We start from the raw sequence: 23,813 nt of genomic DNA, 5'->3' as shown, positions 1-23,813 counted from the left end.
AGCTCAGTGGGCGCCGAGCTCCACGAGCAGGACGCCCACCGCGATGAGTGCGATGCCGGTCCCCATCGTCCGGGTGAGCGGGTCGCGGAAGGCGAGGTGCGCGATCACGGCGGTGAGGGCGACACCGCCGGCGGCCCAGATGCCGTAGGCGACACCGATGGCCAAGCCCTCCCGCAGCGCGAGGGTGAGCAAGTAGAAGCAGGCCAGGTAGCCCCCGGCGATCAGCGGGACCCAGCGCTTGTCGCGCAGGCCGTCCGAGGCGCGCAGCGACATGGTTGCGCCGACCTCGCAGCCGATCGCCGCCGCGAGGAACAGCCAGGTCATCGGACGTCCCCCACCCGCTCGGGTGCGCCCTCGGCCCGGTGGGACCCGAACTCGACGAGCAGCACCCCGACGACGATGACCGCGAAGCCGAGGCCCATGAGCGGGGTCAGCGCCTCGTCGAACAGGAAGGCCGCGGCGACGGCCGTGAGCATCACCCCGCTGGCGCCCCAGATGCCGTAGGCGACACCGATGGCCATCCCCCGGCGCAGGACACCGGCCAGGAGGAGGAACGAGGCGAGGTAGCCGACGACCACGGACACGTACCAGAGCGGCTGCTCGGTGGCGGCCCGCAGGGAGAGGGTCGCGACGACCTCGACGACGATCGCCCCGCCCAGCCACAGCCACCGGCTCACCGGACCCTCCTGCCGTGCTCGCCCGGTGGGTCCGCCGGGCTCCTCGCTGGTGTCACCCGGCCACCTCATCATCCGGCGCCGGCCGGGGGGAGCGGAGGCAGGTGTCGGGGACGGCGGCCGGGGGGACTCAGCACCGGTGCCCTTCGACTCCCTCGCCCTCACCGTGCGCCGGGCCACCGACTCCTCGTGGGAGGTGCTGGCGCCCCTGGTCTACCGCGGCGAGCGGGAGACCTTCGTCGTCCCGCCCGGTTTCCGGACCGACTTCGCGTCGGTCCCCCGCGTCGTGGTGTGGCTGTTCCCGCGCTCCGGGCGCTACACCCCGGCCGCCGTCCTGCACGACTGGCTGACCGACGTCGCGGTGCCTGGCGGGCTGGTCTCCGCCCGGGACGCCGACGGGGTCTTCCGGCGGGTGATGCGTGAGCTCGGGGTGCCGCCGCTGCGCCGCTGGCTGATGTGGTGCGGCGTGCGCTGGGGGGCGCTGGCGAACCCGGTGCGCCGGGCGGGCTGGTGGCGCGACGCCCCGCGGGTGCTGGCCCTGTCGGTGCTGGGCGCTCCGATCGTCGTCCCGCCGGCGGCGGTGATCGCGCTGGCGCTGGCGGTCTACCGGGTCGCCGAGTCGCTGGTCACGCGGCTGACCGCCGGTCGCACGCCGGAACCGGAACCCGACGTGTGGCACTGACCCGACCGACGCCCGCAGGGACGCCGGCCGGATGCCACGGGCCGGTCAGGACAGTGCGCTGCCCGCCGTCCACTGCTCCCACGGGATGGCCCAGTCGTAGATGTCGCCGTCGGCGGCGGTCAGCGTGCCGCCGATCGAGTTGACGACCTCGACGACGTCACCGGGTCGGGCGAAGTCGTAGAACCACTTCGCGTTCTCGGTGGAGAGGTTGAGGCAGCCGTGGCTCACGTTCCGCGAGCCCTGGTCGGCGACCGACCACGGGGCGGCGTGCACGAACTCGCCGTTGTTGGAGATCCGCGTCGCGTACTCGACGTCGGTGCGGTAGCCGCCGGGTGCGTCGACGGCCAGGCCGAACGTCGAGGAGTCCATCGTGATGTCGGCGAACTTCTCGAGGACGACGTGCGGCCCGTTGTGCGTCGGGTTCTCCGTGCTGCCGGCGCTCATCGGGAAGGTCTGCACGAGCTGACCGCTGTCGTAGACGCTCAACGTGTGCGCCGCGGCGTCGGCGACGGAGACGTGCTGCTCCCCGACGCTGAAGGAGATGGTGCGGTCCTTCTCGCCCCAGACGCCCTCGCCGAAGTCGACCCCGTACAGGTCGGCCTCCAGCGTCACCTGGGTGTCGGCCGGCCAGTAGGTGGAGGGCCGGAAGTGCACCTCGTCGTCGCGCACCCAGTTCCACACCCCGTCGGTTGGCGTGCTGCTGGTGACGAGGAGGTGGCTCTCCACGGCGGCCTGGTCGGCGACCGGCTCGTCGAAGAAGACCCGGATCGGCATGCCGACGCCGACGGTGGTCCCGTCCAGCGGGCCGATGCCCGGGGTGGACAGCGTCTCCGGGGTCACCGTGGTGAAGGTCGAGGTGGCGGTGCGCTCGTCGGCGGCGGCGTTGGCGGCCGTGGCGGTGACCGTGTAGCTCGTGCCGTAGTCCAGCTCGCCCTCCGGCGTCCACACGGCGGTGGACGGGTCGCCCGCCCGGGGCTCGAGACTGCCGGCCAGCTCGGCGCCGGTGGCGTCCGCGACGGTGACGTCGCCCAGCTCACCACCGGTGACCGTGACCTCCAGCGGGGTGGTCGGTGGGACGTCGGCGGCGCCGTCGGCCAGGCTCAGCGTCACCACGGCGGGCGCGGAGGGTGCGGTCGTCGGCGACCCGGCCGTGTCGTCCGGCGCGGCCTCGGACGACGACCCCGAGCAGGCCGCCAGCACGGCGAGCAACGCGGCGATGAGCAGTGCAGCGATCCGTCTCGCCTGCTTGCGGACCCACGAAGACCTGCCCCCTGTCCGGTGCGCGCCGACCGGGGCCCTCCCGGCAGGCGTTCGACACCGTCGCCCAGTCTCCACGCTCCTGCTGACAGTTCCTTGTGCGCCGCAACCCGTGACGTGGATGACCCGACCCCATCGGACGGTGGAGCAGGATCGGCGTGTAGAGTCCTCTCCTGTTGCTCGACCACGTCGAGCGACACGCGCCATTAGCTCAATTGGCAGAGCAGCTGACTCTTAATCAGCGGGTTCGGGGTTCGAGTCCCTGATGGCGCACCACGATCGACCAGCGGCTTCGTCCTCCGGGACGGAGCCGCTTCGTCGTTCACGGGGGCCTGTGGGCGCGATGTGGGCGCATCGGGTGCCGGAGCGGTCGCCCGGGGGCGCACCATCGCCTCAGCAGCGTCAGCCGCTCCACGGCCAACGCCCTCCAGCAGGTGGCTGTAGGTGTCGACCGTCAGGCGCACCGACGAGTGCCCCATTCGCTTGGACACCACGGCCACGTCGACGCCGCCGGCGAGCATCAGCGACGCGGCGCCGTGCCGCAGGTCGTGGAGACGAACCTGCCGCAGCCCGGCTGCCTCAGCGAGCCGCTGGAAGGTCTTGGTGACCTGCCCCGGGGACAGGTCGGTGCCGTCCTCCCGGGCGAACACCCGGCCGCCGTCGGTGTAGCCACTCCCCCACTGCAGGCGCTCGGCGTCCTGCGCGAACCGGTGGGCCATCAGGGCGCCGATGGTGCGCTGCCCGATGTCGACCCGACGGTCCTCACCGGAGCGGGTCTTGGGCTTGCCCTCCATGACCTGGCCGCGGACCTCGACGAGCTGCGAACGGACGGTGATGAAGCCGCGCTCGAAGTCGACGTCGGCCCAACGCAGCGCACAGGCCTCCCCGCGGCGCAGGCCGGTGAACGCCATGACCTCGTACAGGCCGCCTAGGCGGTGGCTGGCGGAGTGGTCGAGGAAGGTGGCGAGCTCGTCGGCTTCCCAGGGGCGCACCTTGGCCGGCTGGACGTTCGGCAGCTCGGCGTCAGTGGCCGCGTTGTAGGGCACCAGGCGTGCCTTCCGCGCCGAGGTGAGGGCGGATCGCAGCACGGCGTGCGTGCGCCGGATGGTGGTCGCGCCGCGGCCGGCGGCACGCATGTCGCGCAGCATCCGCTCCACGTGACCGGGGCGCAGATCACCGAGCCGGAGGTGCCCCAGGGCCGGGATCATGTCGCGCTCGACGTAGAGCCGGTACATGGCGGCCGAGGAAGGGCGCAGGCCGTCGCTGATGCGGTCCGCGAGCCAGGTGGTGAGGAAGGCGCCGACGGTCTGGCGGCCGTCGTGCCGATGCTCGCCCGTGGAGACGGCCGCCAGCACCTGGGCCAGCGCGGCGTCAGCGGCAGCCTTCGTCGGGAACCCACCCTTGCGCTGCTCCCGACGTCGGCCGGTGGAGCCGTCCCGGCCGACGTCAGCCCGGTAGTACCAAGAGCCGTGCCCGCGCTCCTTGCCGAGCCGCGGGCAGGCCTGCAGCAGCTTGCCGGCCTCGTCGCGGCAGCCGCACCGGCGGAACGTCGAGCCCTTCACGACTGCTCGCCGTCCTCGCTCGCGGCACCCGCGCTGTTGAGTGCGTCCTGCATCTGCTCGTTCAGCTTCCGCACGGCGTCATCTGTCCACCGCTGCGCCTTTCCGGCCTCGGCGTTCGCGTCGAACAGCGTGCGCAACGTCTGCCGCATCTCCTCGAGCTTCTGCTGGACCGGCCCGCCGTCCTCCGCCGACTGGCGAAGGGCTGCGTGATCGAGTCCCACCCCGGTGGCCAGCTGGATGGCTCGCTCACCGAGCGGGAGTCGGAAGAGCCGCTCGATGCTCACGTCGAGGACGAAGGCGAAGGCCACCAACTCGGCGGCCGTGAAGCTCCGGCCACCCTTCTCCGCGGTGAAGACCGTCTGACGCGGCCACTCCCGCCCGAGGAGCCCGCCGACCCGCCGGCCGAGCTCTTCCTGCGTCATCTCCAGCTCCTCGCGGCGGGACCGAACGTTCTGCCCGATGACCTCTTCGATGCGCACCGGCACCCCTCTCGTCATGACACAGCATGACAGGACTTGCCAGGGTTGACAAGTAGTGACACCGCTGTAACTCTGAGGACTGACCGTCAAGTCAGGTAGTTACAGGAGTCGCGATGCCCGAGCTCGGAAGCCAACTCCTCGACGTGCCCGGCGCCGCCCGGTTCCTGGGCATCTCGGAACGGAGCCTCTACCGCCTGGTGGCCGCGGACGAGTTGCCGACCTACCGCGTCGGGCGGCAGCTGCGGTTCGACGAGGCCGAGCTGCGGGACGTCCTGCGGTCGGATCGGCGAAGCGCGTGATGCGCACCTGGACCGCTGACGAGGTGCGCGACCTTCCCGTGGTCGTCGACCTGGTCACCGCCGGCTCCGCGCTCGGCATGGGCCGCACCGCCTCGTACGAGCTGGCCCGCCGCGGGGAGTTCCCCGTCGCCGTGCTGAAGGTCGGCCACCGCTATCGCGTGGTCACCGCGCACCTGCGGGAGCTCCTCGGCGTGCAGCCCGACGGCGAACCGGCCGGCGCCAAGCACCCCGCCGCTCTACGCGCCCTGCCCTGAACGACAGGGGCACCGGTCCCGGGCGTGGGACCGGCCGCCACCCGCCACCGACAGCCCCACGCAACTGGAGCAGCCACGATGACCATAGCGCGCCAAGACCACCCCCACTGGATCCCCGAAGCATGGGCCCACCTCGAGCAGCGCCGCGCCGAACGCCGAGCCGCCGGCATCACCTTCCTGCCCGACTGGTGCGTCCGCCAGGACCGCCGAGCCGCAGCCGCACGACCCAGTCCCCGCACCCTCCACGTCGAGGTCGGCCGCTTCAGCGCCTGGCTCGACGGGCCCGACATCACCGCGCTCCTCGACGCCGTCGGCATCACCGAACGCCTCCGGGACCACGGGCGCTGGATGGTGCCCGCCGACCGGGCCGACGACGTCATGTCCTGGGCCGAGTGGCGTGAGCGACGCATCGTCACCTGCGCGGACGTTGACCGGTGACCTCTGCCGCCCAGAACCCATGGTCGCGGGACCCCTACGCCGGCCAGGACATCCCACTGCCGCCAGATCCCGCCGGTGAGCCGGCACCCGGCCTCACCCCCGTGCCCGGCCGGCCGCCCCTCCGCGACCGCATCCTCACCCGCGGCGCCCTCGCACAACTCCCCGAACCCGAACCACTCATCGACGGCACCATCGACCGGCGCACCGTCGCCGTCATCGCCGGCCACTTCGGCACCCTCAAGAGCTTCGTGCTCCAGGACTGCCCGCGGGTTCTCTGCGGGTGGGCGACTCGACGGGCCGGGCACCCCGATCTCCGACAGCATCCCGGCGCTCACCTACAGCGGGCTGCCCCTGGCCCTGTCTGACGACGAGTGGGTCATCAAGGCCCGATCCGCCGGCCAGTACGGGGACCGGGCGATGGCCGCTGTGAACGCGGGCACCGCACGGATCATCGTGCCCGGCGGCCAAGGCTTGGCTGACGGAGGCCGGGCCGGGGCCTCCGCTGCCCGGGCTACTGCGGGCGGCGTCGACACCCTGCTGAACGTCGAGAACGTGAACCTCATCGAGGGCACGCCCCGGGACCTGGCCAACGAGCTCGCCATCAAGCTGCGGACAGGGAGCTTCTGATGGGAGTCGATGCAGGTACCCCGCCCGGGCTGGCCGATCGGATCAGGCAGATCGCCGAGCAGGAGGTGCGCAAGTTCGCCCGCTCCGGGTTCCTGCGGAACTCGTCGATCTCCGACGGCGGGCTCACGATCAAGGGCGGGTTCCTGCGGCTGCTGTCCAAGGCCACCGGCGGGGTCACGCTGTTCTACCTCGGTCCGAGCGGTGACACCCTCGGCAACGGTGAACGGCAGCAGGTGTGGATCGTCAAGCGCGCAGACGGCACCAACGTCCTCGACCTGTACGACGCCTTCCCCGACCAGGACGGCACCCTCAACCAGGCGCTGTCCTGGCGGGACCGCACCGGGAACACCGTGTTCGCCGACGACACCGACTCGGGTCAGGGCCTCGCCCGCCCGTACCTTGGGACGCCGTTCTACCGGGCCCGTGACGCCGACTGGCTGTCGACCACCTCGACCGAGTGGAGCACGCTGTTCCGGGCGAAGCTCCCCAAGCAGCAGCCGAGCCTGTTCGCCCGCGTGTGGGCGGCACACACCGCCGCCGGCGCGTCGGGGCAGCTGCGGGTGATGGTCAACGGGCAGCAGCTCGGGTCGACCGTCATCACGGACCCGGCGGCGGTGACCGAGTACCTGTTCGGGCCCGGGCCGGTGCCCGGCGACCACATGGCGGGCCTGTCGGTGGAGATCCAGGCCCGCATGGTGTCCGGCTCGGGGGGCCTGAAGGTGGAGCCATCGCAGCTGCAGGGGCAGCAGACGTAGGCCGGTCTCGTCTGCTCGATTCTGAGCAGTCGGTAGCGTGACGTCGTGCCCGAGGAGCTGTCCGCCGCCGTCGCGGCCGAGGTGCGTCGGCGACTCGAGGAGCGCGGCTGGTCCGGCCGGGAGCTGTCCCGCCGAACGGGCATCTCTCAGCGCAGCGTCGTGGACAAGCTCGCCGGTCGGACTGCGTTCGACCTCGACGACGTGCAGAAGGTCAGCGCCGCCCTCGAGGTGCCGGTGGTCGACCTCCTCAACCTGCCGAACATCTGAGCAGTTTTCTGCTCAAGGTGAGGTAGGGAGCCGCCGATAGGGTGAGCATGAAGCTGCTCACCCTCCCCGCCCCGAAGGTCACCGCGGCGATGCTCGAGGCCGCGACCTACCTCCGCACCGCCGTCGTCGTCCAGGACGCCAACGGCGCCGTCTACGCCCTGGAGCGGCTGTCCGCCGCCCAGCTCGACGACCCCGACCTCCTGGTGCTCGTCGACCACGACGCCGCCCTGGACTACGTCGCCTGCGCCGGCGGGAAGCTCGCCGCCGCGGCTCGCGCCGCCACCGTGCAGCTCGGCCAGCAGCACGCCCGGGGCCTGCTGTGACCCGCCCGCCGTCGCTCGTCGAGGCCATGTCGGGCCGCTGGTGCGGCGCGCTCGTGCTCTTCATCGCCACCGCGTCCGCGTCGATCGCCGAGCTGCTGCTGTGAGCGCCGTCCTGGACGGTCGAGCACCGTGCATCCTCACCGAGGCCGGTGCCCGCAAGCTCACCCAGCGCATCCGCGCCAAGCTCGCCAACGTCCTCGACCTGGTCGTGCAGGCCTGGGAAGGCCGGGCGTGGGAACCACTCGGGTACGACACCTGGCAGGCCTACGTGGACGCCGAGCTCCCCGAGCTGGCCACCCTGCGGCTGCCGGTCGACGAGCGCCGGGAGGCCGTGGCCGCGTGGGCTGCCCGCGGGATGCCGCAGCGGGCGATGGCCGCCGGGCTGAACGTCGCCCCGGCCACGGTCGCCGGTGACGTCGCCGCCGTGGTGCCGTTCGACCCCGATGCCACTGTCTCCTCTCACGACGGGCGTCGCCGCCCGGCCCGGGTGCGCCGTGACCGCCCGGCACCGGAGCCGCCGCCGGCCATGACGAAGCGGGACCGGGCCGCCCAGCTGGTCACCGAGCAGGGCGACCGCGGGCTGACCGCGCTCGAGCTCGCCGAGGTGACCGGCTGGACCGGCGGATCGGCCACCGGCACCATGTGCGACCTGCGCAAGCAGTGCCGGGTGCGGGCCCTGCCGGTGTTCCGCCGCGGGTACGCCGCCTACGTCACGACGTGACCGCACAGCACAGAGGCCCCCACCCGGTCAGGGTGGGGGCCTCTTGCGTTCCGTCACTCACCGGAACTTCGGGCACAGCCGGCCCGTGAACAGCTCGGCGCGCGCTAGCTGGGCGGGCTCGCGCTCACCCCGGCGAACACGGTCGACATGTCGAGCCAGCCGTTCGGTGCGTAGGCCACCAGGACCCGCTCGTCGCGCGTCTGCACCGTGAGGAGACCTGCGTCGGTGATGCGGAAGCTCACGTTGGTCTTCTGATCGCTCCCAGGCCGGGTGACGGCGGCGAACCAGAAGTCGAGGCGATCCGGCGTGGTCACCAGGAGAACCGGCTGCGGCATCGGGTCTATCGCCTTGACCTCTTCGAAGCCGCCGTGCACGGCACGGGCCCCGTCAGCGTCCACCACGTAGTACACGGGGACGCGCTTGTAGTCGCTCTCGTCCTGGTCCTGGTCCTGGACGGCCATGTCGCTCCTTCATCTGCCGTGCCCCTGGTGGTCACGGTCTGCCGCTGACCGTAGCGGCGCCCATCGACAGCACTGAGCCCCCTGCCGACCGCGCGGCAAGGGGCTCAGGGCCGTCTCAGTCCAGCTCGGAAAGCATCTCCAGCATCCACGCTGGCGGGGCCTGCACCAGGTGCCAGCCGCGATCAGCCGTGAACGCCATCGCTGCCCGCTCCGGCGGCACCACCAGCGGAGCCGGCCGGGGCGGCGGGGCGGTCACCAGCTGCAGGTGCCTCCGCCGCGGCGCCGCTGCGCGCATCGGTACCCCTTCCGCCTGCAACCGCGCATGTACCCGCGTGTGCGATATGCCCAGCAGCGCCCCGACCTGGCGCAGCGACAGCCCTCCCTCGTACAGCTCCCGCGCCTCCTGCGCCCCCTCGCTCAGCGTGGTGGTCATCGAGCGTCGCCCGCTGCGGCCTGCAGCACCTCCGCCAGCGCCTGAGCCTGCTTGGCGGTCAGCTCGGTGTCGTCAAGCAGCACCACGGTGCGCCCGGCCTGGTCGTCGTCGACGCGTTGGAGCTGCACCTGGTAGCCCGCCGTGCGGCGCGTGCGGCTGCGGTGGACCCGGAAGGCATCCGGGGTGCCGGCGTCGACGTCCTGGTGCCTCGCGCACCAGGTGGGGCAGGCCACCTCGTTGGGGTGACGCTTCTGTCGGTGGGTCTCGGTAGCGTTGGTGCTCACGGTCCTCGCCCTCCTGGGGGTGGGATCGAGGGCCCGGCCGGAGGCGGCAACCTCTTGTCGGGCCCGCTTCGTCTCAGCCGGTCGGCGGAGACGTGTCTGTGGGGGCCTCGCCGCGCTGGTGGCGGATCAGCGCCTCGATCTCGGCGACCGTGGGGCCGCCCGGCTCGTAGGCCTCAAGTGCTGCCGCGCGGGGGTCCAGCGAGTCCCGGCGGGCGATCGCGTCGGCCAGGGCCTGGCCGGCCGCTGCCACGCACTCCGCGCGGGTACGGGTTCGTGTCGTCGCGACACCATCCGCCACCGGTACGCCAGAACCGCCATCGTGGGCGCACTGTGGGCGCGAACCGGCCGAAAGTGCGCCATCGGGGTCGGTACCGACCGACACGAACGCAGCCCGCTGACCAGCGAAAATGTCACGGCGACTCACGACGCATCACTCCGCGGCACGTCGCTGCGCTGACTCTTAATCAGCGGGTTCGGGGTTCGAGTCCCTGATGGCGCACCACACACTCCCATGACCAGCGGCGATGTCCACGGACGTCGCCGCTTCGTCGTCTCTGACGGCTGGATTCCCCGCTGACTCCCCGGTCTCGTCGGGCGCGGCCCTCCTGCCGACGCACGGATGAGCCGCTGCACCCTGGCCGAGTCGACGTCGACTCACTCGTGCGCCCACGGCCGGACGGACTGCGCGAGGATGCTGACATGAACGTGACACTCGTCTACTTCGGCGGCTGTCCCAACTGGCAGGAGGCCGACGCGCGGCTCCGGGCAGCGCTGGTCGCCACGGGTCATGACGACGTGGTGGTCGAGCACCGACAGGTCACCACTGCAGCTGAAGCCGAAGCGGTCCAGTTCCGAGGATCGCCGACCATCCTGGTCGACGGTCGCGACCCGTTCCTGCGACAGGACAGTCCCGTTGGTCTCTCCTGTCGGGTGTACGCCACCAAGGACGGCTTGGCTGGGTGTCCGACTGTCGACGACCTGATGTCGGTCTTGACGTGAAGCTGCTCAGGCGCCAGGCGCCGCCGGGTGCGGAGCAGGTGCACTGTGGCTGTTGCGGGCGACAGCTCCCGCACTCGGCAGTGCACGAGTTGGGGGACACCCCAGGGGTGTTCATCTGCCGCCGATGCGCCCTGTGGACGTTGACCCGGATCGGCCGTCGTCCCTAGCCGGTCGAGCACCTCGTGACGCTCTTCCCCGCCCAGTTCGGTCATCGGCGGTGGGCTGCGGGCTCCGCGGACACTGCCGTCACCTCTCGTCCGTGAACAGCCCGCCGAGCAGGTCGACGTACCGGGCGTCCGCCAGCCTGAGTCCCGGGAGTTCGTCGGGCCTGACCCAGCGCAGGTCGTCGTGCTCCTCCGGGCAGCGGTTCACCGGCTCCCCCGTCCAGTGGCGCACGAGCCACACCGCCAGCTGGAGGTCCTCGTCGAGCAGCCGCGCGACCGGCTCGGGGTCGATGCCCGTCACCTGCACGCCCACCTCCTCTTGCAGTTCACGGCGGAGCGCGGCGAGCTCGCTCTCGCCGTCCTCCACGTGCCCGCCGGGCAGGTCCCACACGTCGGGGTACCAGCGACGGCCCGCCGTCCGGTGCCCCAGGAGGACCCGGCCGTCCCGGACCAGCGCCCCACAGATGACGTGGTGGCGTGCGGTGACGGCCAGCGACATCCGCGGCAGGGAGCGGCCTGGTGACGCCGTGCTCGGCGAGGAACCGATCCGTACTGCGCCGAGGTGCCGGTAGAAGGCCTCGGCGTGCGGGTCGGCGTCGAGTTCCAGCGTGCGCCAGCCGCGGGCCCGGGCGTGCGCCACGGCGTCGGTCGCCAGCAGCCGTCCGACGCCGCTGCCGATCGCCCGCGGGTCGACGAACAGGTTGGTCAGCTCGCCCCGCACCGGGTCGTCAGTGGGCGCCAGGCGCCAGAAGCCGAGCACCTGGCCGCCGCACTCGGCGACGCGCACGGAGACACCGTCGCAGGCGGCTTCGTCGACGGTGAGGTCGGCGCGGCAGGCCGCCAGGAAGTCGGCCGGGTGACCCCAGTGGGCCTTGCTGCGCAGCGCCAACTCGGTGAGCCGGCCGGCTTCGTCCGGCGTGGCCGGCCGCAGGACGGTCGACGGAGGCACGTCCGGAGCCTGACAGGTCCCCCGGACGGCCGGTCCATGCCCTGCGCGTCCCCGCCTGGTCCGGGCGGCCGCGCCGACCCTGGGTCAGGGGGACGACCCAGCCGGAGGGTGTTCGGCCCGGGCGCCGTCCGCGGATGGGGCGGCCCGGTGGCCGTCGTCTCGACCACCGAGCCTGGGGTCCTCTGTGTGCCGGCACGCAGACGGCCCCTGCCCGGGTTCTGCCCGTGCGCGTCGTGGCCCAACCCGATCGCAGGCCGAGGACGCTCAGCCGGCCGCCGGGCCGTCGGGCTGGAACTCCCCCGTCCGGACGAGCGTCTCGGCGATGTCCCGCACCTTGCGGTTGCGCCGCATGGAGACCGCCGCCATGGCCTGGAACGCCTGGTCGGCGGTCAGCTTGTACCGCTCCATCAGGATGCCCTTGGCCTGGTCGATCACCGCCCGGGACTCCAGGGCGATCTGCAGGTTCTCCGCCAGCTCCCGGGTGCTCTGGTAGGCGTACATGGTGGCCACCGCGACTGCGGCGTACGGGGCGAACCGCTCGGCGGCCGACCGGGCCTCCTCGTCGAAGGCACGAGGTGCACGCGCGTAGATGTTCAACGCTCCGGCCACCTGCTCCTGGATCGGGAGCGGCACCGACAGCGAGCTGCCGCTGCCCCGCTGCCACGCGGCTCGGCAGTAGTCCGGCCAGCGGTCGTCGACGCGCGCATCCGGGATCTCGACCAGCTCACCGGTCGAGGCGGCGTGCAGGCAGGGGCCGTAGCCGCGGCCGTACTGGTTCTCGTCCAGGTCCAGGGCGAGCTGACCGGTGTAGACCGTGGTCGTCGCCTTGCCGTTGACCAGCAGCGAGATCGAGGCCTCGATCTCGCCCGGCAGCACCTGCTTGACCAGGTCGGCGACGGTCTGGAGCACCGACTCCATCGAGTGGTCCCGCAGCGCCAGGTTGCCCAGGCGGGCGAGCGCGTCGGTGGCGTCACGGCTCAGGGGTCCGTCAGAGATGGACAGGTCGACCTCCGGTCTGTGGAGCACCGGGGATGGCGACCTCGGCGAGGGCCCCGCGCTGAGGCCCCGCTCGCGCGCACGCCGCTGGCTGACGCACGTCGGTGCCGCGTCACGACACCACTGATCACGGTACGCGCCGGAGCATGATCGACACGGTTCGCACGCCGCCCGACCTGTCCGCCGGCCCCGGCTATGCTCCCGGTGCCACAACGTCACACAGCCGGCGTGCGGCAGCGGGGTCGTCGACCCCGTCCTCAGCGGGTCCTCGGTGATCTCCCGAAGCCCGTCTCCCCGCCGGCGCATGCAGCTGTCCGGTGCCACCTGCCGCCGGAGTACGACGTTGACTCGCCCCACCCCTGACCCCGACGCCGACCTGGTCCAGCTCGCCTTCGACGAGCTGGGCCGCATGTCGTTCGCCGAGCACTCCCTGGAGTCGGTGCTGCAACGGGTCGCCGACCTGGCCGCCCGGGTGCTCCCCGGCGACCCCGCCACCTCGGTCACCATCGTCACCGACGGCCGTTCGTCGACCGTTGCCGCGAGCGACCCACTCGCCCGCGACCTGGACCTCGTGCAGTACGCGCAGGGCTCCGGGCCCTGCCTGGAGGCTGCGACGACGGGTGAGGTGGTCGAGCTGCTGGACACCGCCGCGGAGCAGCGGTGGAGCGCGTTCCCGCAGGCCGCTGCCGAGCGCGGGTGCCGCGGGGTGCTGTCCTTCCCGCTGCCGCCGCAGGAGCTGATCAACGGCGGGCTGAACGTCTACGCGCGCACCTCCCAGCCACTGGACGAGCAGACCCGTCGGACCGCGGCCCGGTTCGCGGCCTACGCCGTGGTCCCGGTGTCGAACATGTACCTCTACGAGACCGCCGTCGGGCGCGCCGAGCACCTGCGCGCGGCGCTGGACTCCCGGGCGGTCATCGACCAGGCCAAGGGCATCCTGATGGAGCGGTACAAGTGGCCGGCCGACCGGGCGTTCTCCGTACTGGCCGAGTTGTCGATGGAGACCAACCGGAAGGTCCGCGACATCGCGGAGCAGTTCGTGCAGACCGGCGAGCTCCCCTCCGCCTGACCTGCCGGGCCCGACGGGTGCAGGCAGGATCGCGGCCATGAGCGAACCGCAGCGCCGCGAGTCGGGCCTGACCACCGAGACCCGGGGGCACGTCCGCGTGCTGACCCTCGACCGGCCCGAGCGGCGCAACGCGCTGTCCTCGGCGCTGCAGGCCGACCTCGTCGACGAGCTGCTCGTCTGCGCCGAGGACGCCGACGTCCGGGCCGTCGTGCTCACCGGCAAGGGGCCGGCGTTCTGCGCCGGGTTCGACCTCAAGGAGATCCGGGAGCGTGACCAGCGCGGTGAGCCCTTCCGGCCGCCGATGAACCGCCCCGGCCGCACCCTGTTCGAGGTGCTCGGCGAGACGTACGTGCCGGTCATCGCCGCCCTCGCCGGGCACGCGGTCGCCGGCGGCTTCGAACTGGCCCTGGCCTGTGACATCCGGATCGCCGCGCCCGGGATCAAGCTCGGCCTGCCGGAGGCGACGATTGGCATGGGCGCCAACTACGGGTCCGTCGTGCTGCCCAAGCGCATCCCGACCGGCATCGCACTGGAGATGCTCTTCACCGGCGAGTACGTGACCGGTGAGGACGCCGCCCGATGGGGCCTGGTGAACCGCGTCGTCCCGGTCGAGGAGGTGCTGCCGGCCGCCCTGGCCCTCGCCGACCGGATCGCGGCCAACGCCCCGCTCTCGGTGCGCCGGATGAAGGAGACCGCGGTCAAGGGGCTCGAGCTGCCGCTGGCCGCGGCGCTGCGGCTGGACGTCGGCCCGAACCCCTACCTGAGCGAGGACCGGCGCGAGGGGATCGCGGCCTACCTGGAGAAGCGCCCGCCGCACTGGTCCGGCCGCTGAGGGAGAGTGGAGGGGTGACCGCACCGTCTGAGAACCCCGCCGACACCGGCGCCCGCCGCGCCGACGAGTACCTGCAGCTGCTGGCCGACGGCCGGCCCGAGGACGCCGAGGCGCTCCTCGCCGGGCTGTCCGACGTCCGCGAGCTGGTCTTCCTCGGCGCCGGCCTCACCACCCGGGCCCGCCGCATCGGCCGCACCCTGCCCACCGCGATGCGCGCCCAGTCCAGCGCCCGGCAGGTGCTGCTCGGCCAGGTGCGTGACCGCAACCGGTTCGACGTCGACGGGCTGCGCACCTGGCTGCGGGAGGCCGCCGCCGAGGTGCAGACGGTGGAGCGGCTGGCCGAGGCCGCGCGGCAGCGGCTGGGCGACCAGGCGTCCGCCGGCTGAGCTCAGCCGGCCGGCTCAGTTCGTGGCGCGCAGCGCGCTCAGTTCGTGGCGCGCAGCGCGCTCAGTTCGTGGCGCGCAGCGCGCGGGGCAGCGTGACCGCCAGCGGCAGTGCCAACGCGAGCAGCACCGCCACGAACACGTAGCTCAGCGAGAGCCCGACCTGCGCGGCGACCGCCCCCACTGCCAGCGCACCGATCGCGGTGCCGCTGTCGTAGCAGGCGTTCCACACGGCGCTGACCGTCGTGGTCTGCCCCGCGCCGGCCCGGGCCAGGGCGAGCACCAGCGTCAGGTTCTGCACCGCGCCGTAGGCGACTCCGAGCGCGAAGGCCCCGGCCAGCACGGCCGCGGCCCCACCGACGCCGGCGGTCCGCAGCCCCAGCGCCACCAGGAGCATCCCGGCGACCCCGCTGGCCAGCGTGGCCGGCAACAGCACCCGCGCCCCCAGCCGGTCGACCAGCACCCCGGCGCCCCACCGGCACAGTGCGGTGCTGACCCCGAACACCAGCAGCGCCACCACCGCCAGCGCGCCGTCGGGCAGCTCGATCGGCAGGAAGGTGACCAGCCCGCCGCCGGCCAGGGTCACCACCAGCAGCACCAGCGACGGCGCGGCCGCGGCCCACACTGCCGCACGCGACCCATCCGGGGCGGACACCTCCGGCGGGCCGAGCGCGCGCACCAGCCCCGGCACGAACACCAGGGCGAGCACCGGGGCGGCCGCCATCGCGGCGACCCACGGGAAGTGACCGGCCAGGGTGAGCGCCGTCCCACCCGGCACCGCCGCGAGCGTCGGCACCGAGATCGCCAGCCCGTAGATGCCGATCGACTCACCGCGCCGCTCGGGCGGCACCGCCTGCGCGGCGATCGTCGAGCCGAGCACGGTGAGCACCGCGAACCCCACCCCGCGCACCACCGAGACGACGGCGAACCAGCGCACGTCGTCGGCCAGCAGGTACAGCGGGGACGGCGCCCCCAGCGCGATCAGCCCTCCCGCCAGCACCGGGGCGATGCCCAGCCGGGCGACCAGGGCCGGCACCGCCGTCTGGGCCAGCACGGTGGCCACCAGGAACACCGTGGTCACCGAGCCGGCGGCGGTGAGCCCGGCGCCCAGCGCGGCGGCGTGCGCGGGCAGCGCCGACAGCAGCAGCGAGTAGCTGAGGAACCCGAGGGCGTTGAGCGCGAACAGGGAGCGGACGGCCGGAAGGCGCCACAGCGAGGACCGTCGTTCCGTCGTCGTCATGTCCCGTGCCTCCGTCCCGGTTCCCAACTCCTCCCTCGACTCAATACGGTCGGGGCATGGAAACCACGGACAGCATCCCGGCGACCACCTCGATCGTCGTCATGGGGGTCTCCGGCTCCGGCAAGTCGACCGTCGCGAACGAGCTCGCCCGCCGCCTGCAGTGGGAGTTCATCGAGGGCGACGACCTGCACCCGCCGGAGAACGTCGAGAAGATGCGCAGTGGCACCCCGCTGGACGACGAGGACCGCTGGCCGTGGCTGCGCCGCATGGCCGAGCTGATCGGCGAGCACGAGGCCGCCGGGACGTCGTTCATCCTCACCTGCTCCGCGCTCAAGCGCAGCTACCGCGACCTGCTCTGCGACGGACACCCCTCGGTGTGGTTCGCGCACGCCGACACCTCCGAGGAGGTGCTCACCGAGCGGCTCGCCCAGCGCAAGGGGCACTACATGCCGCCGAGCCTGCTGCGCAGCCAGCTGGACACCCTGCAGCCGCTGGGCGACGACGAGCCTGGCGCCGTCGTCCCCGGTGAGGGCTCGGTGGAGGAGACGGTCGGCGAGATGCTCTCCGAGCTCTGCGACGAGCGGAAGATCCCGCTCCCCCGCTGAGCTCGCCGCGGCTGCTACCCCATGTGCGGGTAGCGGTGGTCGGTCGCCGGGACGAACGTCTCCTTGAGCGACCGGGTGCTGGTCCAGCGCAGCAGGTTCTGCGCCGCGCCGGCCTTGTCGTTGGTGCCCGAGCCGCGGCCACCGCCGAAGGGCTGCTGGCCGACGACGGCGCCGGTGGGCTTGTCGTTGACGTAGAAGTTGCCGGCCGCGTGCCGCAGGAAGCGCTGCGCGTGGGCGATCGCCGTCCGGTCCTGGGCGATGACCGCGCCGGTCAGCGCGTAGGGCGCCACCGACTCCATCTGGGTGAGCACGGTGTCGTAGTCGGCGTCGTCGTAGACGTGCACCGCGAGCACCGGGCCGAAGTACTCGGTGGTGAAGACGTCGTGCTCGGGATCGGTGCCCTCGATGACGGTCGGCCGCACGAAGAAGCCCTCGCTGTCGTCCGCCGTCCCGCCGGCGACGACGGTGAGCGCGTCGTCGTCCTTGGCCGACTCGAGCACCTTCGACAGCTTGGTGAACGACTTCCGGTCGATGACCGCGCCCATGAAGTTGGAGAAGTCGGTGACGTCGCCCATCGGGATCTCCTCGACGGTGCCGATCAGGTCGTCGCGGATCCGGCTCCAGAGGCTGCGGGGCACGTAGGCCCGCGAGGCCGCCGAGCACTTCTGGCCCTGGTACTCGAAGGAGCCGCGGATCATCGCGGTGCGCAGCACGTCGGGGTCGGCGGAGGGGTGGGCGACGATGAAGTCCTTGCCGCCGGTCTCCCCCACGATCCGCGGGTAGCCGCGGTAGCCGGCGATGTTCTCCCCCACCGTGCGCCACAGGTGCTGGAACACCGGGGTCGAGCCGGTGAAGTGGATGCCGGCCAGGTCGCGGTCGGCGAGGACCACGTCGGAGACGGCGACCCCGTCACCCGGCAGCATGTTGATCACGCCCGGCGGCAGACCGGCGGCCTCGAGCAGCCGCATCAGGAAGTGCGCGGCGAACTGCTGGGTGGGGGCGGGCTTCCAGATCACCGTGTTGCCCATCAGGGCCGGTGCGGTCGGCAGGTTGCCGGCGATGGCGGTGAAGTTGAACGGGGTGACAGCGTAGACGAAGCCCTCCAGGGGGCGGTGGTCGACGCGGTTCCAGACGCCCGGGCCGGAGACCGGCTGCTCGGCCAGCACCTGGCGGGCGAAGTGCACGTTGTAGCGCCAGAAGTCGATCAGCTCGCAGGCGGAGTCGATCTCGGCCTGGAACGCCGTCTTGCTCTGCCCGAGCATCGTGGCGGCGTTGAGCGTCTGCCGCCACGGCCCGGCCAGCAGGTCGGCGGCCTTGAGGAACACCGCGGCCCGGTCGTCGAAGGACAGCTCCGACCAGCCGGGGGCGGCGTCCTTGGCGCAGCGCACCGCCTCCTGCGCGTCGGCGGCGGTGGCGGCGGCCGACGTCCCGAGCACCTGGGCGTGCCGGTGCGGGGCGACGACGTCGAAGGCCGCACCGCCGGCCGTCTTCTGCTGCCCGCCGATCGTGGCGGTCAGCTCGACCGGCGAGGCGGCGAGCTCGGTGAGCCGCTGCTGGAGCGCGGCCCGCTCCGGCGAGCCGGGGGCGTAGTCGCCGACCGGCTCGTTGCGCGGCGCGGGGACCTGGGTGACGGCGTCCATGGGGTGCTCCTCAGGAGACGGATGGCACCAAAATGGCCATCTTGGTGGGGCGGATCAGGACTTGGTGGCGAGGGAGCGGAGGAAGAACTGCAGGTTGGCCGGGCGCTCGGCGAGGCGGCGCATGAAGTAGCCGTACCAGTCGGCGCCGTAGGGCACGTAGGCCCGGACGGTGTGCCCCTCGGCGGCCAGGCGGGTCTGCTCGTCGGGGCGGATGCCGTAGAGCATCTGGAACTCGTAGCTGTCGGACGAGCGGCCGGTCTCGGCGACCAGGTCCAGCTTCTGCTGGACGAACCGTGGGTCGTGGGTGCCGGCCATCGGGTAGCCGGGTCCGCGGACCAGCGTCTCCAGGCAGCGGCCGTAGGCGGCGTCGACGTCCGCCTTCTCCTGGTACGCGACCGAGGCCGGCTCCTGGTAGGCGCCCTTGACCAGCCGCACCCGCGACCCGGGGACGGCGAGGGCGCGGGCGTCGTCCTCGGTGCGGTGCAGCATCGCCTGGAGCACCGCACCGGTGCCCGGGTGCTCGCGCCGCAGCTCGGCCAGGACGGCGAGGGTGGCGTCGACCGTGCGGGAGTCCTCCATGTCCAGGGTCACCGTGGTGCCCAACGCCGTGGCGGCCTCGACGACCGGGCGCACCAGCTCCAGCGCCAGGTCGTGCCCGCCCACCGGCAGCGCCTGGCCGAAGGCGGACAGCTTCACCGAGACCTCGGCGGCCCGGCTCAGGCCCAGCGGCGCCAGGCTCTCCAGCGCGGCCAGGTAGGCATCGCGGGTACGCCGGGCCTCGCTGCGGTCGGTCACGTCCTCGCCCAGGTGGTCGAGGGTGACCGCCAGGCCGTCGGCGGACAGTGCCTGCACGACCTCGATCGCCTCGGGGAGGGACTCCCCGGCGACGAAGCGCTCCACCACCCGGCGGGTGACGGGCGTGCCGGTGACCACGCGGCGGAGCCCGGGACGGCGGGCGGCGGCGAGGAGTGCCTTCTGGGTGAGCACGGGGCGCCTCCGACGGGGCGGTGTTCAGCGTGGTGGTGCGGTGCCCCGAACGCTAGGGACGCCGACCCACCGCGCACCAGCGACAGATGTCCGGACTCGCCGAGGAACCCTCGTACGATCGTCTGAGACGGCGAGAGGAGGTCCCGGTGCGCGACGAACTGCAGGACCTGGTGGACGAGGTCTCCCACCTGCTCGCCGCCCCGGCGACGCTGGAGGACCGCGACTTCACGATGCTCGCGTTCTGCGCGCACGACGAGCCGGCGAGCGCGGCGGCCGGCGGCTCAGGCGCCATGATGGATGCCGTCCGGGCGCGGTCGATCCTCGGTCGGGGGTCGACGGCGGAGGTGCGTCACCGGTTCGAGGAGTTCGGCATCGCCGACGCCCTGGCCCCGCTGCGGGTGCCGGCCGACCCGGCGGCCGGCATCCTGACCCGGCTGTGCCTGCCGGTGCGCGCGGGCGGGCGGTTGCAGGGGTACCTCTGGCTGCTCGACGAAGGCCGCACCGACGTCGAGTACCCGGACGCCCCGGGCCTGGCCGAGGCGGTGGCGCTGGCCGCCGAGGCCGGCCGGCTGCTCGCGGAGGGCCGGCCCGGCACCGCCGACCTGTCGGCGGCGTTGCGCGCCGCACTCACTGGCAACGCCCCCGGGCGGGCGCTGCGGGAGCTGACCGACGCCCTTGGGGGCGACCGGACGGCGGTGGCGCTGGTGGCGCTGCACCCGGCTCCGCCGGGGCTGCCCACCGGCTGGACGCCGCCCGGAGCCGGGGCGGTCAGCGCGGTCCTCCCCTCCGGCGGCGGGCCCGCCGTCGCGGTGGCGGTGCTGCTGCCGCTGCCCGGGGACGCCGACGCCCGTCCGGCCGGTGCGCTGAGTGCGGCTGCGCTCGCCCAGCTCCCTCCCGGCAGCACGGCCGGCGTCGCCGCTCCACGGCGCGGCTGCCTGGAGCTGTCCGCCCAGTGGCACGAGGCGCGCACCGCGGCACGGGTCGCCGCCGTCGACCCCCGGCTCGCCCCGGCGGCGTCCTGGTCCGAGCTCGGGCCGTGGCGGCAGGTGGCCGCGCTGCCCGGGCCGGACCCCGCACTGGCCCGCCTGCTGGCCGACCCGGTGCTCACCGGCACCGCCGAGGTGTGGCTGGACTGCGCCGGCAGCCCGCAGCGCGCGGCGGCGCAACTGTGCATCCACCGCCAGACGCTCTACTACCGGCTCGGCCGGATCTCCGAGCTGACCGGGCTCGACCTCGCCGACGGCGCCGACCGGCTGCTGCTGCACCTGGGCGTGCGCTCAGCGCGGCTCACAGCGACGAACCCGCCGCACCTCCCCCGCCGCTCCGGTGACCTAAGCTCGGCGGGCTGATGACGTCAGCACGACGAGCGTCTGCCCGGTCCAGGGACGACGCCGACGTGCTGCGCCGCCTGCACCCCGGTGCGGCGGTCGAGCAGCGGGCCGTCGAGACCCGGCGGGCCTCCACTCCGGCGACGAACGGGGCCCCCGCATGACCGACCAACTGCAAACCGGCCCCTGGCTGGCGCCCGGCGAGCCGGTCGACCTGAGCAACTGCGAGCGCGAGCCGATCCACGTGCCCGGCAGCATCCAGCCCCGCGGGGTGCTGCTGGCGGTCAGCGAGCCGGACATGGTGGTCCGTCAGGTGTCCCGCAACCTGGCCGACGTCGTCGGCGTGGCCTGGGACGACGCCCTGGGCCGTCCCCTCGCCGACGTCGTCGGGCTCGCGCCGGCCGAGGCGATCGCCCGGTCGGCCAGCGCCTTCGGTGACCTGCGCGAGCGCAACCCGGTCGAGCTCGTGCTGGAGGGCGACGGCACGCCCCGTCCGGTCGACGCACTCCTGCACCGGGCGACCCACGCCGCCGACGGCAGCACGCTCCCCGGCACCCGGGCCACCCTGCCGGTCAGCGGCCAGGCGGTCACCCCGTCGGCGAGCACGCTGGTCATCGAGCTGGAGTCGGCCTACGGGCCGCGCCCGTTCTCCTTCCCGAACACCTACCAGGCGGTGCGCGGGACGGTCGCCGAGCTCAACCGGGCAGGCTCGCTGCAGGCCCTGTACGACATCACCGCTGAGGCGGTGCGTGGGCTCACCGGGTTCGACCGGGTGATGGTCTACCGCTACGACGCCGACTACAACGGCGAGGTCGTCGCCGAGGCGAAGCTCCCTGAGCTGAACTCGTTCCTCGGGCTGCACTACCCGGCCTCGGACATCCCCGCCCAGGCCCGCGCGCTGTACGAGAAGAACTGGATCCGGCTGATCAACGACGTCGGCTACACGCCGTCGCCGCTGGAGCCGGTCGACCTGCCTGCGACGGGCCAGCCGCTGGACCTCACGTACTCCACGCTCCGCAGCGTCTCGCCGATCCACTGCGAGTACCTGAAGAACATGGGCGTGCGCGCCTCGATGTCGATCTCGCTGCTGCGCGGGGAGAAGCTGTGGGGGCTCATCGCCTGCCACCACTACTCCGGCACCCACGCCCCGCCCTACGCCACCCGTGCGGCGGCGGAGTTCCTCGGCTCCACGCTCTCGCTCCGGCTGGTCGACCGCGCCGAGGACGAGGAGCACCGCCGGGCACTGCGGGTCCGGTCGACGATGGCGTGGCTCACCGCTGCGGCGCTGGACGAGGAACGGCCGCTGTCGGAGACGGTGCTCGGCCGCCCGGGGCTGCTCGACGTCGTTCCGGCCTCCTCGGTGGTGGTGAACCTGCAGGGGCACACCGGCAGCGCCGGCGTCCCGTTGTCCCCCGAGGTGGCCGCTGCGCTGGCGCGCTGGGCCGGGCAGCAGGCCGACGACGTCGTCAGCACCGAGCAGCTGCCCCTGGTCGCCCCCCAGCTGGACATCCCGGCCGAGCTGGTCTGTGGCGTGCTGGCCCTGCCGCTGCCCGAGGGGCAGTACGTGATCTGGACCCGCGGCGAGCAGGTGCAGTCGGTCGACTGGGGTGGCGATCCGCACAACAAGGCGATCGCCGAGCGGGAGGGCGACACGGTCCGGCTCTCGCCACGCAAGTCGTTCGACCGGTGGCGGGAGACCGTCCGGGACCGCGCCGATCCGTGGACGCCGGCGGAGCTGGCCGAGGCCGGCGAGCTGCGCACCCACCTGCTGGAGGCGCTGTACGCCCGCTCCCGGCGGGTGGCCCGCAGCGCCCTGACCCTGCAGCGCAGCCTGCTGTCGGAACCGCCGTCCCCCGACCACCTCGAGGTCGCGGTGCGGTACGTGCCGGCCGCCCGGGACGCGCAGGTGGGCGGCGACTGGTACGACGTCTTCGAGCAGCCCGACGGCTCGACCATGCTGGTGATCGGCGACGTCGTCGGCCATGACACCGAGGCGGCGGCGAGCATGGGCCAGCTGCGGGGGCTGACGCGCGGGATCGCCTACGACAGCGACGACAGCCCCGCCGGAGTGCTCCAGCGACTCGACCGTGCCATGGCCGGCCTGCAGCTGAGGACGATGGCGTCGGTGCTGGTCGCCCGGCTGGAGCAGACCGACGAGGAGGTCGAGCGCGGGGTCACCCGGCTGCGCTGGGCCAACGCCGGGCACCTGCCCCCGGTGGTCGCCGGCCCCGACGGGCAGATCGAGGTGTTCGACGGCGCCCGCGCGGACCTGCTGCTCGGCGTGGAACCCACGGCCCAGCGCCAGGACCACGTCCGGACCATCCTCCGCGGGTCGACCGTGCTGCTCTACACCGACGGTCTGGTCGAGCGCCGGGACCAGCTGTTCGACCTCGGGGTGGAGCGGTTGCGCGAGGAGTTCGGCCAGGTGTGGCAGGCACCGGTCGGCGAGCTGGCCGACCAGCTGCTGGCCCGGATGCTGCCCGACCGCGCGGACGACGACGTCGCGCTCGTCGCCGTGCGGCTCAACCCGCAGGGCCGCCCCGCCTGACCCCCGCCGGTCAGGCGGGCGGTACCAGGTCCGCGAAGACGACGGTGTTGTCCAGGTAGCTGCCGGCCAGCTCGTCGAACACCCCTCCGCAGGTGATCACCCGCAGTCCGGCGTGGTCGATGTCGCCGTACACGGCGGCGGTCGGGAAGTCGTCCTTGTCGTACTGCCCGACCTCCTGCACGGCGAACACGGCCGTGCTCCCGTCAGCGCGGGACACGGTGATCTCGTCGCCGGGCACCACGTCGCGCAGCTCGGCGAAGACCCCCGGTGCCCCGCCCCAGTCGACGTGGCCGGCCAGTACCGCCGGCCCCCGCTCGCCGGGCGTCGGCGCCCCGGTGTACCAGCCGGCCGGGAAACCGCCGGCCGGTACCTCCATCGTGCCGTCGGCCTGCAGGCCGAGGTCCATCAGCTCCGAGTCCACCCCGATGGCCGGGATCTGCACCCGGACCGGGACGGACGCCGCCAGCACGGCGGGCTGAACCGGAGCGGCAGCGGTCGGCGTCGAGGTGACCGACGACCCGGCTGCGGGCGCGGTCGGCGTCCCATCGGCGCAACCG

General features: G+C 73.2%; 30 protein-coding genes, 1 tRNA gene and 1 pseudogene. 17 read left to right on the top strand and 15 right to left on the bottom strand.

What is annotated here, in order from left to right:
- Positions 1–3: 3 nt before the first annotated feature.
- Both IN07_RS03305 and IN07_RS03300 read right to left on the bottom strand, forming a co-directional pair.
- The gene (locus IN07_RS03305; protein WP_036333550.1) at positions 4–324 is read right to left on the bottom strand and encodes a DMT family transporter; all 321 of its coding nucleotides are present in this window, start codon (positions 322–324) and stop codon (positions 4–6) included.
- On the bottom strand, positions 321–677 hold the full coding sequence (locus tag IN07_RS03300) for a DMT family transporter (RefSeq protein ID WP_036333548.1): 357 nt from the start codon (positions 675–677) through the stop codon (positions 321–323). The genes IN07_RS03305 and IN07_RS03300 overlap by 4 nt, the downstream gene beginning before the upstream one ends.
- A 136-nt stretch (positions 678–813) precedes the next feature.
- Between IN07_RS03300 and IN07_RS03295 the strand changes: the two genes are divergently transcribed.
- Positions 814–1,356 carry a DUF1353 domain-containing protein gene (locus IN07_RS03295; protein ID WP_052090651.1) on the top strand — a complete coding sequence of 181 codons (543 nt, stop codon included), beginning with the start codon at positions 814–816 and terminating at the stop codon, positions 1,354–1,356.
- Between the two features lie 45 nt (positions 1,357–1,401).
- On the opposite strand, the gene IN07_RS03290 is transcribed toward IN07_RS03295, so the two are convergent.
- Entirely contained in the window at positions 1,402–2,469 is a 1,068-nt protein-coding gene (locus tag IN07_RS03290; protein ID WP_231557972.1) for a L,D-transpeptidase, read from the bottom strand.
- A 344-nt stretch (positions 2,470–2,813) separates the two neighbouring features.
- On the opposite strand from IN07_RS03290, the gene IN07_RS03285 reads away from it, so the two are divergent.
- Positions 2,814–2,889 (top strand) — tRNA-Lys (locus IN07_RS03285).
- 212 nt (positions 2,890–3,101) lie between these two features.
- Here the strand turns inward: IN07_RS03285 and IN07_RS26910 are convergent.
- Both IN07_RS26910 and IN07_RS03275 read right to left on the bottom strand, forming a co-directional pair.
- Positions 3,102–4,175: pseudogene (locus IN07_RS26910) on the bottom strand (tyrosine-type recombinase/integrase); the annotation flags it as partial.
- Positions 4,172–4,672, bottom strand: coding sequence for a helix-turn-helix transcriptional regulator (locus IN07_RS03275; protein ID WP_156119010.1), 501 nt, complete (start codon positions 4,670–4,672; stop codon positions 4,172–4,174). The pseudogene IN07_RS26910 and the gene IN07_RS03275, both read right to left, overlap by 4 nt.
- Positions 4,673–4,767: 95 nt before the next feature.
- Between IN07_RS03275 and IN07_RS03270 the strand changes: the two genes are divergently transcribed.
- The 8 genes from IN07_RS03270 (at position 4,768) to IN07_RS03235 (ending at position 8,338) form a co-directional block, all read left to right on the top strand.
- Entirely contained in the window at positions 4,768–4,953 is a 186-nt protein-coding gene (locus IN07_RS03270; RefSeq protein WP_036333542.1) for a helix-turn-helix domain-containing protein, read from the top strand.
- Positions 4,953–5,207, top strand: a complete 255-nt coding sequence (locus IN07_RS03265; protein WP_036333541.1) for a hypothetical protein — start codon at positions 4,953–4,955, stop codon at positions 5,205–5,207. Before IN07_RS03270 ends, IN07_RS03265 begins: the two co-directional genes overlap by 1 nt.
- A 78-nt stretch (positions 5,208–5,285) precedes the next feature.
- Positions 5,286–5,645, top strand: a complete 360-nt coding sequence (locus IN07_RS03260; RefSeq protein ID WP_036333539.1) for a hypothetical protein — start codon at positions 5,286–5,288, stop codon at positions 5,643–5,645.
- Between the two features lie 417 nt (positions 5,646–6,062).
- Entirely contained in the window at positions 6,063–6,272 is a 210-nt protein-coding gene (locus IN07_RS03255) for a hypothetical protein (RefSeq protein WP_036333537.1), read from the top strand.
- Positions 6,272–7,027 (top strand): hypothetical protein, encoded by a 756-nt coding sequence (locus tag IN07_RS23750; RefSeq protein ID WP_052090650.1) that lies wholly within the window; start codon positions 6,272–6,274, stop codon positions 7,025–7,027. The genes IN07_RS03255 and IN07_RS23750 overlap by 1 nt, the downstream gene beginning before the upstream one ends.
- Before the next feature lie 45 nt (positions 7,028–7,072).
- Positions 7,073–7,294, top strand: a complete 222-nt coding sequence (locus IN07_RS03245; RefSeq protein ID WP_036333535.1) for a helix-turn-helix domain-containing protein — start codon at positions 7,073–7,075, stop codon at positions 7,292–7,294.
- A 41-nt stretch (positions 7,295–7,335) separates the two neighbouring features.
- Complete coding sequence (locus IN07_RS03240; RefSeq protein WP_156119009.1) at positions 7,336–7,617, top strand: hypothetical protein; 282 nt, start codon at positions 7,336–7,338, stop codon at positions 7,615–7,617.
- Between the two features lie 100 nt (positions 7,618–7,717).
- Positions 7,718–8,338, top strand: a complete 621-nt coding sequence (locus tag IN07_RS03235; protein WP_036333531.1) for a helix-turn-helix domain-containing protein — start codon at positions 7,718–7,720, stop codon at positions 8,336–8,338.
- 104 nt (positions 8,339–8,442) lie between these two features.
- On the opposite strand, the gene IN07_RS03230 is transcribed toward IN07_RS03235, so the two are convergent.
- The 4 genes from IN07_RS03230 to IN07_RS25050 form a co-directional block, all read right to left on the bottom strand.
- Complete coding sequence (locus tag IN07_RS03230) at positions 8,443–8,799, bottom strand: hypothetical protein (RefSeq protein ID WP_036333529.1); 357 nt, start codon at positions 8,797–8,799, stop codon at positions 8,443–8,445.
- A gap of 115 nt (positions 8,800–8,914) precedes the next feature.
- Positions 8,915–9,232, bottom strand: coding sequence for a hypothetical protein (locus IN07_RS03225; protein ID WP_036333527.1), 318 nt, complete (start codon positions 9,230–9,232; stop codon positions 8,915–8,917).
- Entirely contained in the window at positions 9,229–9,516 is a 288-nt protein-coding gene (locus IN07_RS03220; RefSeq protein WP_036333525.1) for a hypothetical protein, read from the bottom strand. The genes IN07_RS03225 and IN07_RS03220 overlap by 4 nt, the downstream gene beginning before the upstream one ends.
- A 73-nt stretch (positions 9,517–9,589) precedes the next feature.
- A complete protein-coding gene (locus tag IN07_RS25050) occupies positions 9,590–9,766 on the bottom strand; it encodes a hypothetical protein (RefSeq protein WP_156119008.1) in 177 nt (58 codons plus the stop codon).
- A 449-nt stretch (positions 9,767–10,215) separates the two neighbouring features.
- Here IN07_RS25050 and IN07_RS03210 point away from each other — a divergent pair, with 449 nt between their 5' ends.
- Positions 10,216–10,515, top strand: a complete 300-nt coding sequence (locus IN07_RS03210) for a hypothetical protein (protein WP_036333523.1) — start codon at positions 10,216–10,218, stop codon at positions 10,513–10,515.
- A 246-nt stretch (positions 10,516–10,761) separates the two neighbouring features.
- On the opposite strand, the gene IN07_RS24350 is transcribed toward IN07_RS03210, so the two are convergent.
- Both IN07_RS24350 and IN07_RS03195 read right to left on the bottom strand, forming a co-directional pair.
- A complete protein-coding gene (locus IN07_RS24350; RefSeq protein ID WP_064972353.1) occupies positions 10,762–11,628 on the bottom strand; it encodes a GNAT family N-acetyltransferase in 867 nt (288 codons plus the stop codon).
- 264 nt (positions 11,629–11,892) lie between these two features.
- Complete coding sequence (locus tag IN07_RS03195; RefSeq protein ID WP_331437120.1) at positions 11,893–12,654, bottom strand: GAF and ANTAR domain-containing protein; 762 nt, start codon at positions 12,652–12,654, stop codon at positions 11,893–11,895.
- 313 nt (positions 12,655–12,967) lie between these two features.
- Between IN07_RS03195 and IN07_RS03190 the strand changes: the two genes are divergently transcribed.
- The 3 genes from IN07_RS03190 to IN07_RS03180 are packed head-to-tail and all read left to right on the top strand — an operon-like array spanning position 12,968 to position 14,911.
- Entirely contained in the window at positions 12,968–13,693 is a 726-nt protein-coding gene (locus IN07_RS03190; RefSeq protein ID WP_064972352.1) for a GAF and ANTAR domain-containing protein, read from the top strand.
- Between the two features lie 37 nt (positions 13,694–13,730).
- Positions 13,731–14,525: an enoyl-CoA hydratase/isomerase family protein gene (locus IN07_RS03185; protein WP_036333521.1), complete on the top strand. Its 795-nt coding sequence runs from the start codon at positions 13,731–13,733 to the stop codon at positions 14,523–14,525.
- A 14-nt stretch (positions 14,526–14,539) separates the two neighbouring features.
- Entirely contained in the window at positions 14,540–14,911 is a 372-nt protein-coding gene (locus IN07_RS03180) for a hypothetical protein (protein ID WP_036333519.1), read from the top strand.
- Positions 14,912–14,972: 61 nt separating this feature from the next.
- Here IN07_RS03180 and IN07_RS03175 read toward each other — a convergent pair whose 3' ends face one another.
- Complete coding sequence (locus IN07_RS03175; RefSeq protein ID WP_036333517.1) at positions 14,973–16,148, bottom strand: MFS transporter; 1,176 nt, start codon at positions 16,146–16,148, stop codon at positions 14,973–14,975.
- Between the two features lie 56 nt (positions 16,149–16,204).
- On the opposite strand from IN07_RS03175, the gene IN07_RS03170 reads away from it, so the two are divergent.
- Complete coding sequence (locus IN07_RS03170; protein ID WP_036333515.1) at positions 16,205–16,753, top strand: gluconokinase; 549 nt, start codon at positions 16,205–16,207, stop codon at positions 16,751–16,753.
- 14 nt (positions 16,754–16,767) lie between these two features.
- Here IN07_RS03170 and pruA read toward each other — a convergent pair whose 3' ends face one another.
- Positions 16,768–18,393: an L-glutamate gamma-semialdehyde dehydrogenase gene (gene pruA / locus IN07_RS03165; protein WP_036333513.1), complete on the bottom strand. Its 1,626-nt coding sequence runs from the start codon at positions 18,391–18,393 to the stop codon at positions 16,768–16,770.
- 54 nt (positions 18,394–18,447) lie between these two features.
- Positions 18,448–19,380, bottom strand: coding sequence for a proline dehydrogenase family protein (locus IN07_RS03160; protein ID WP_036333511.1), 933 nt, complete (start codon positions 19,378–19,380; stop codon positions 18,448–18,450).
- Between the two features lie 146 nt (positions 19,381–19,526).
- Here IN07_RS03160 and IN07_RS03155 point away from each other — a divergent pair, with 146 nt between their 5' ends.
- Together IN07_RS03155 and IN07_RS03150 are read left to right on the top strand one after the other, a co-directional pair.
- Positions 19,527–20,729 (top strand): PucR family transcriptional regulator, encoded by a 1,203-nt coding sequence (locus tag IN07_RS03155; RefSeq protein ID WP_052090648.1) that lies wholly within the window; start codon positions 19,527–19,529, stop codon positions 20,727–20,729.
- 139 nt (positions 20,730–20,868) lie between these two features.
- Positions 20,869–23,256 (top strand): SpoIIE family protein phosphatase, encoded by a 2,388-nt coding sequence (locus IN07_RS03150; protein ID WP_036333509.1) that lies wholly within the window; start codon positions 20,869–20,871, stop codon positions 23,254–23,256.
- A gap of 10 nt (positions 23,257–23,266) precedes the next feature.
- Here IN07_RS03150 and IN07_RS03145 read toward each other — a convergent pair whose 3' ends face one another.
- Complete coding sequence (locus tag IN07_RS03145) at positions 23,267–23,725, bottom strand: class F sortase (protein ID WP_231557970.1); 459 nt, start codon at positions 23,723–23,725, stop codon at positions 23,267–23,269.
- Positions 23,726–23,813: the final 88 nt, after the last annotated feature.

Origin of the sequence: Modestobacter caceresii (assembly GCF_000761485.1) — a bacterium.
Lineage (GTDB): Bacteria > Actinomycetota > Actinomycetes > Mycobacteriales > Geodermatophilaceae > Modestobacter > Modestobacter caceresii.
The sequence above is the reverse complement of the archived record's forward strand: the minus strand, read 5'-3'. Positions and strand labels throughout refer to the sequence as shown.

Bases quoted from the DNA above. Each gene is read 5' to 3' on its own strand.
- IN07_RS03275 (WP_156119010.1), bottom strand. From the start codon at position 4,672: ATGACGAGAGGGGTGCCGGTGCGCATCGAAGAGGTCATCGGGCAGAAC.
- IN07_RS03225 (WP_036333527.1), bottom strand. From the start codon at position 9,232: ATGACCACCACGCTGAGCGAGGGGGCGCAGGAGGCGCGGGAGCTGTAC.
- IN07_RS03255 (WP_036333537.1), top strand. From the start codon at position 6,063: ATGGCCGCTGTGAACGCGGGCACCGCACGGATCATCGTGCCCGGCGGC.
- IN07_RS03175 (WP_036333517.1), bottom strand. From the start codon at position 16,148: ATGACGACGACGGAACGACGGTCCTCGCTGTGGCGCCTTCCGGCCGTC.
- IN07_RS03150 (WP_036333509.1), top strand. From the start codon at position 20,869: ATGACCGACCAACTGCAAACCGGCCCCTGGCTGGCGCCCGGCGAGCCG.
- IN07_RS03260 (WP_036333539.1), top strand. From the start codon at position 5,286: ATGACCATAGCGCGCCAAGACCACCCCCACTGGATCCCCGAAGCATGG.
- IN07_RS03210 (WP_036333523.1), top strand. From the start codon at position 10,216: ATGAACGTGACACTCGTCTACTTCGGCGGCTGTCCCAACTGGCAGGAG.
- IN07_RS03265 (WP_036333541.1), top strand. From the start codon at position 4,953: ATGCGCACCTGGACCGCTGACGAGGTGCGCGACCTTCCCGTGGTCGTC.
- pruA (WP_036333513.1), bottom strand. From the start codon at position 18,393: ATGGACGCCGTCACCCAGGTCCCCGCGCCGCGCAACGAGCCGGTCGGC.
- IN07_RS03230 (WP_036333529.1), bottom strand. From the start codon at position 8,799: ATGGCCGTCCAGGACCAGGACCAGGACGAGAGCGACTACAAGCGCGTC.
- IN07_RS03170 (WP_036333515.1), top strand. From the start codon at position 16,205: ATGGAAACCACGGACAGCATCCCGGCGACCACCTCGATCGTCGTCATG.
- IN07_RS03305 (WP_036333550.1), bottom strand. From the start codon at position 324: ATGACCTGGCTGTTCCTCGCGGCGGCGATCGGCTGCGAGGTCGGCGCA.
- IN07_RS03185 (WP_036333521.1), top strand. From the start codon at position 13,731: ATGAGCGAACCGCAGCGCCGCGAGTCGGGCCTGACCACCGAGACCCGG.
- IN07_RS23750 (WP_052090650.1), top strand. From the start codon at position 6,272: ATGGGAGTCGATGCAGGTACCCCGCCCGGGCTGGCCGATCGGATCAGG.
- IN07_RS03270 (WP_036333542.1), top strand. From the start codon at position 4,768: ATGCCCGAGCTCGGAAGCCAACTCCTCGACGTGCCCGGCGCCGCCCGG.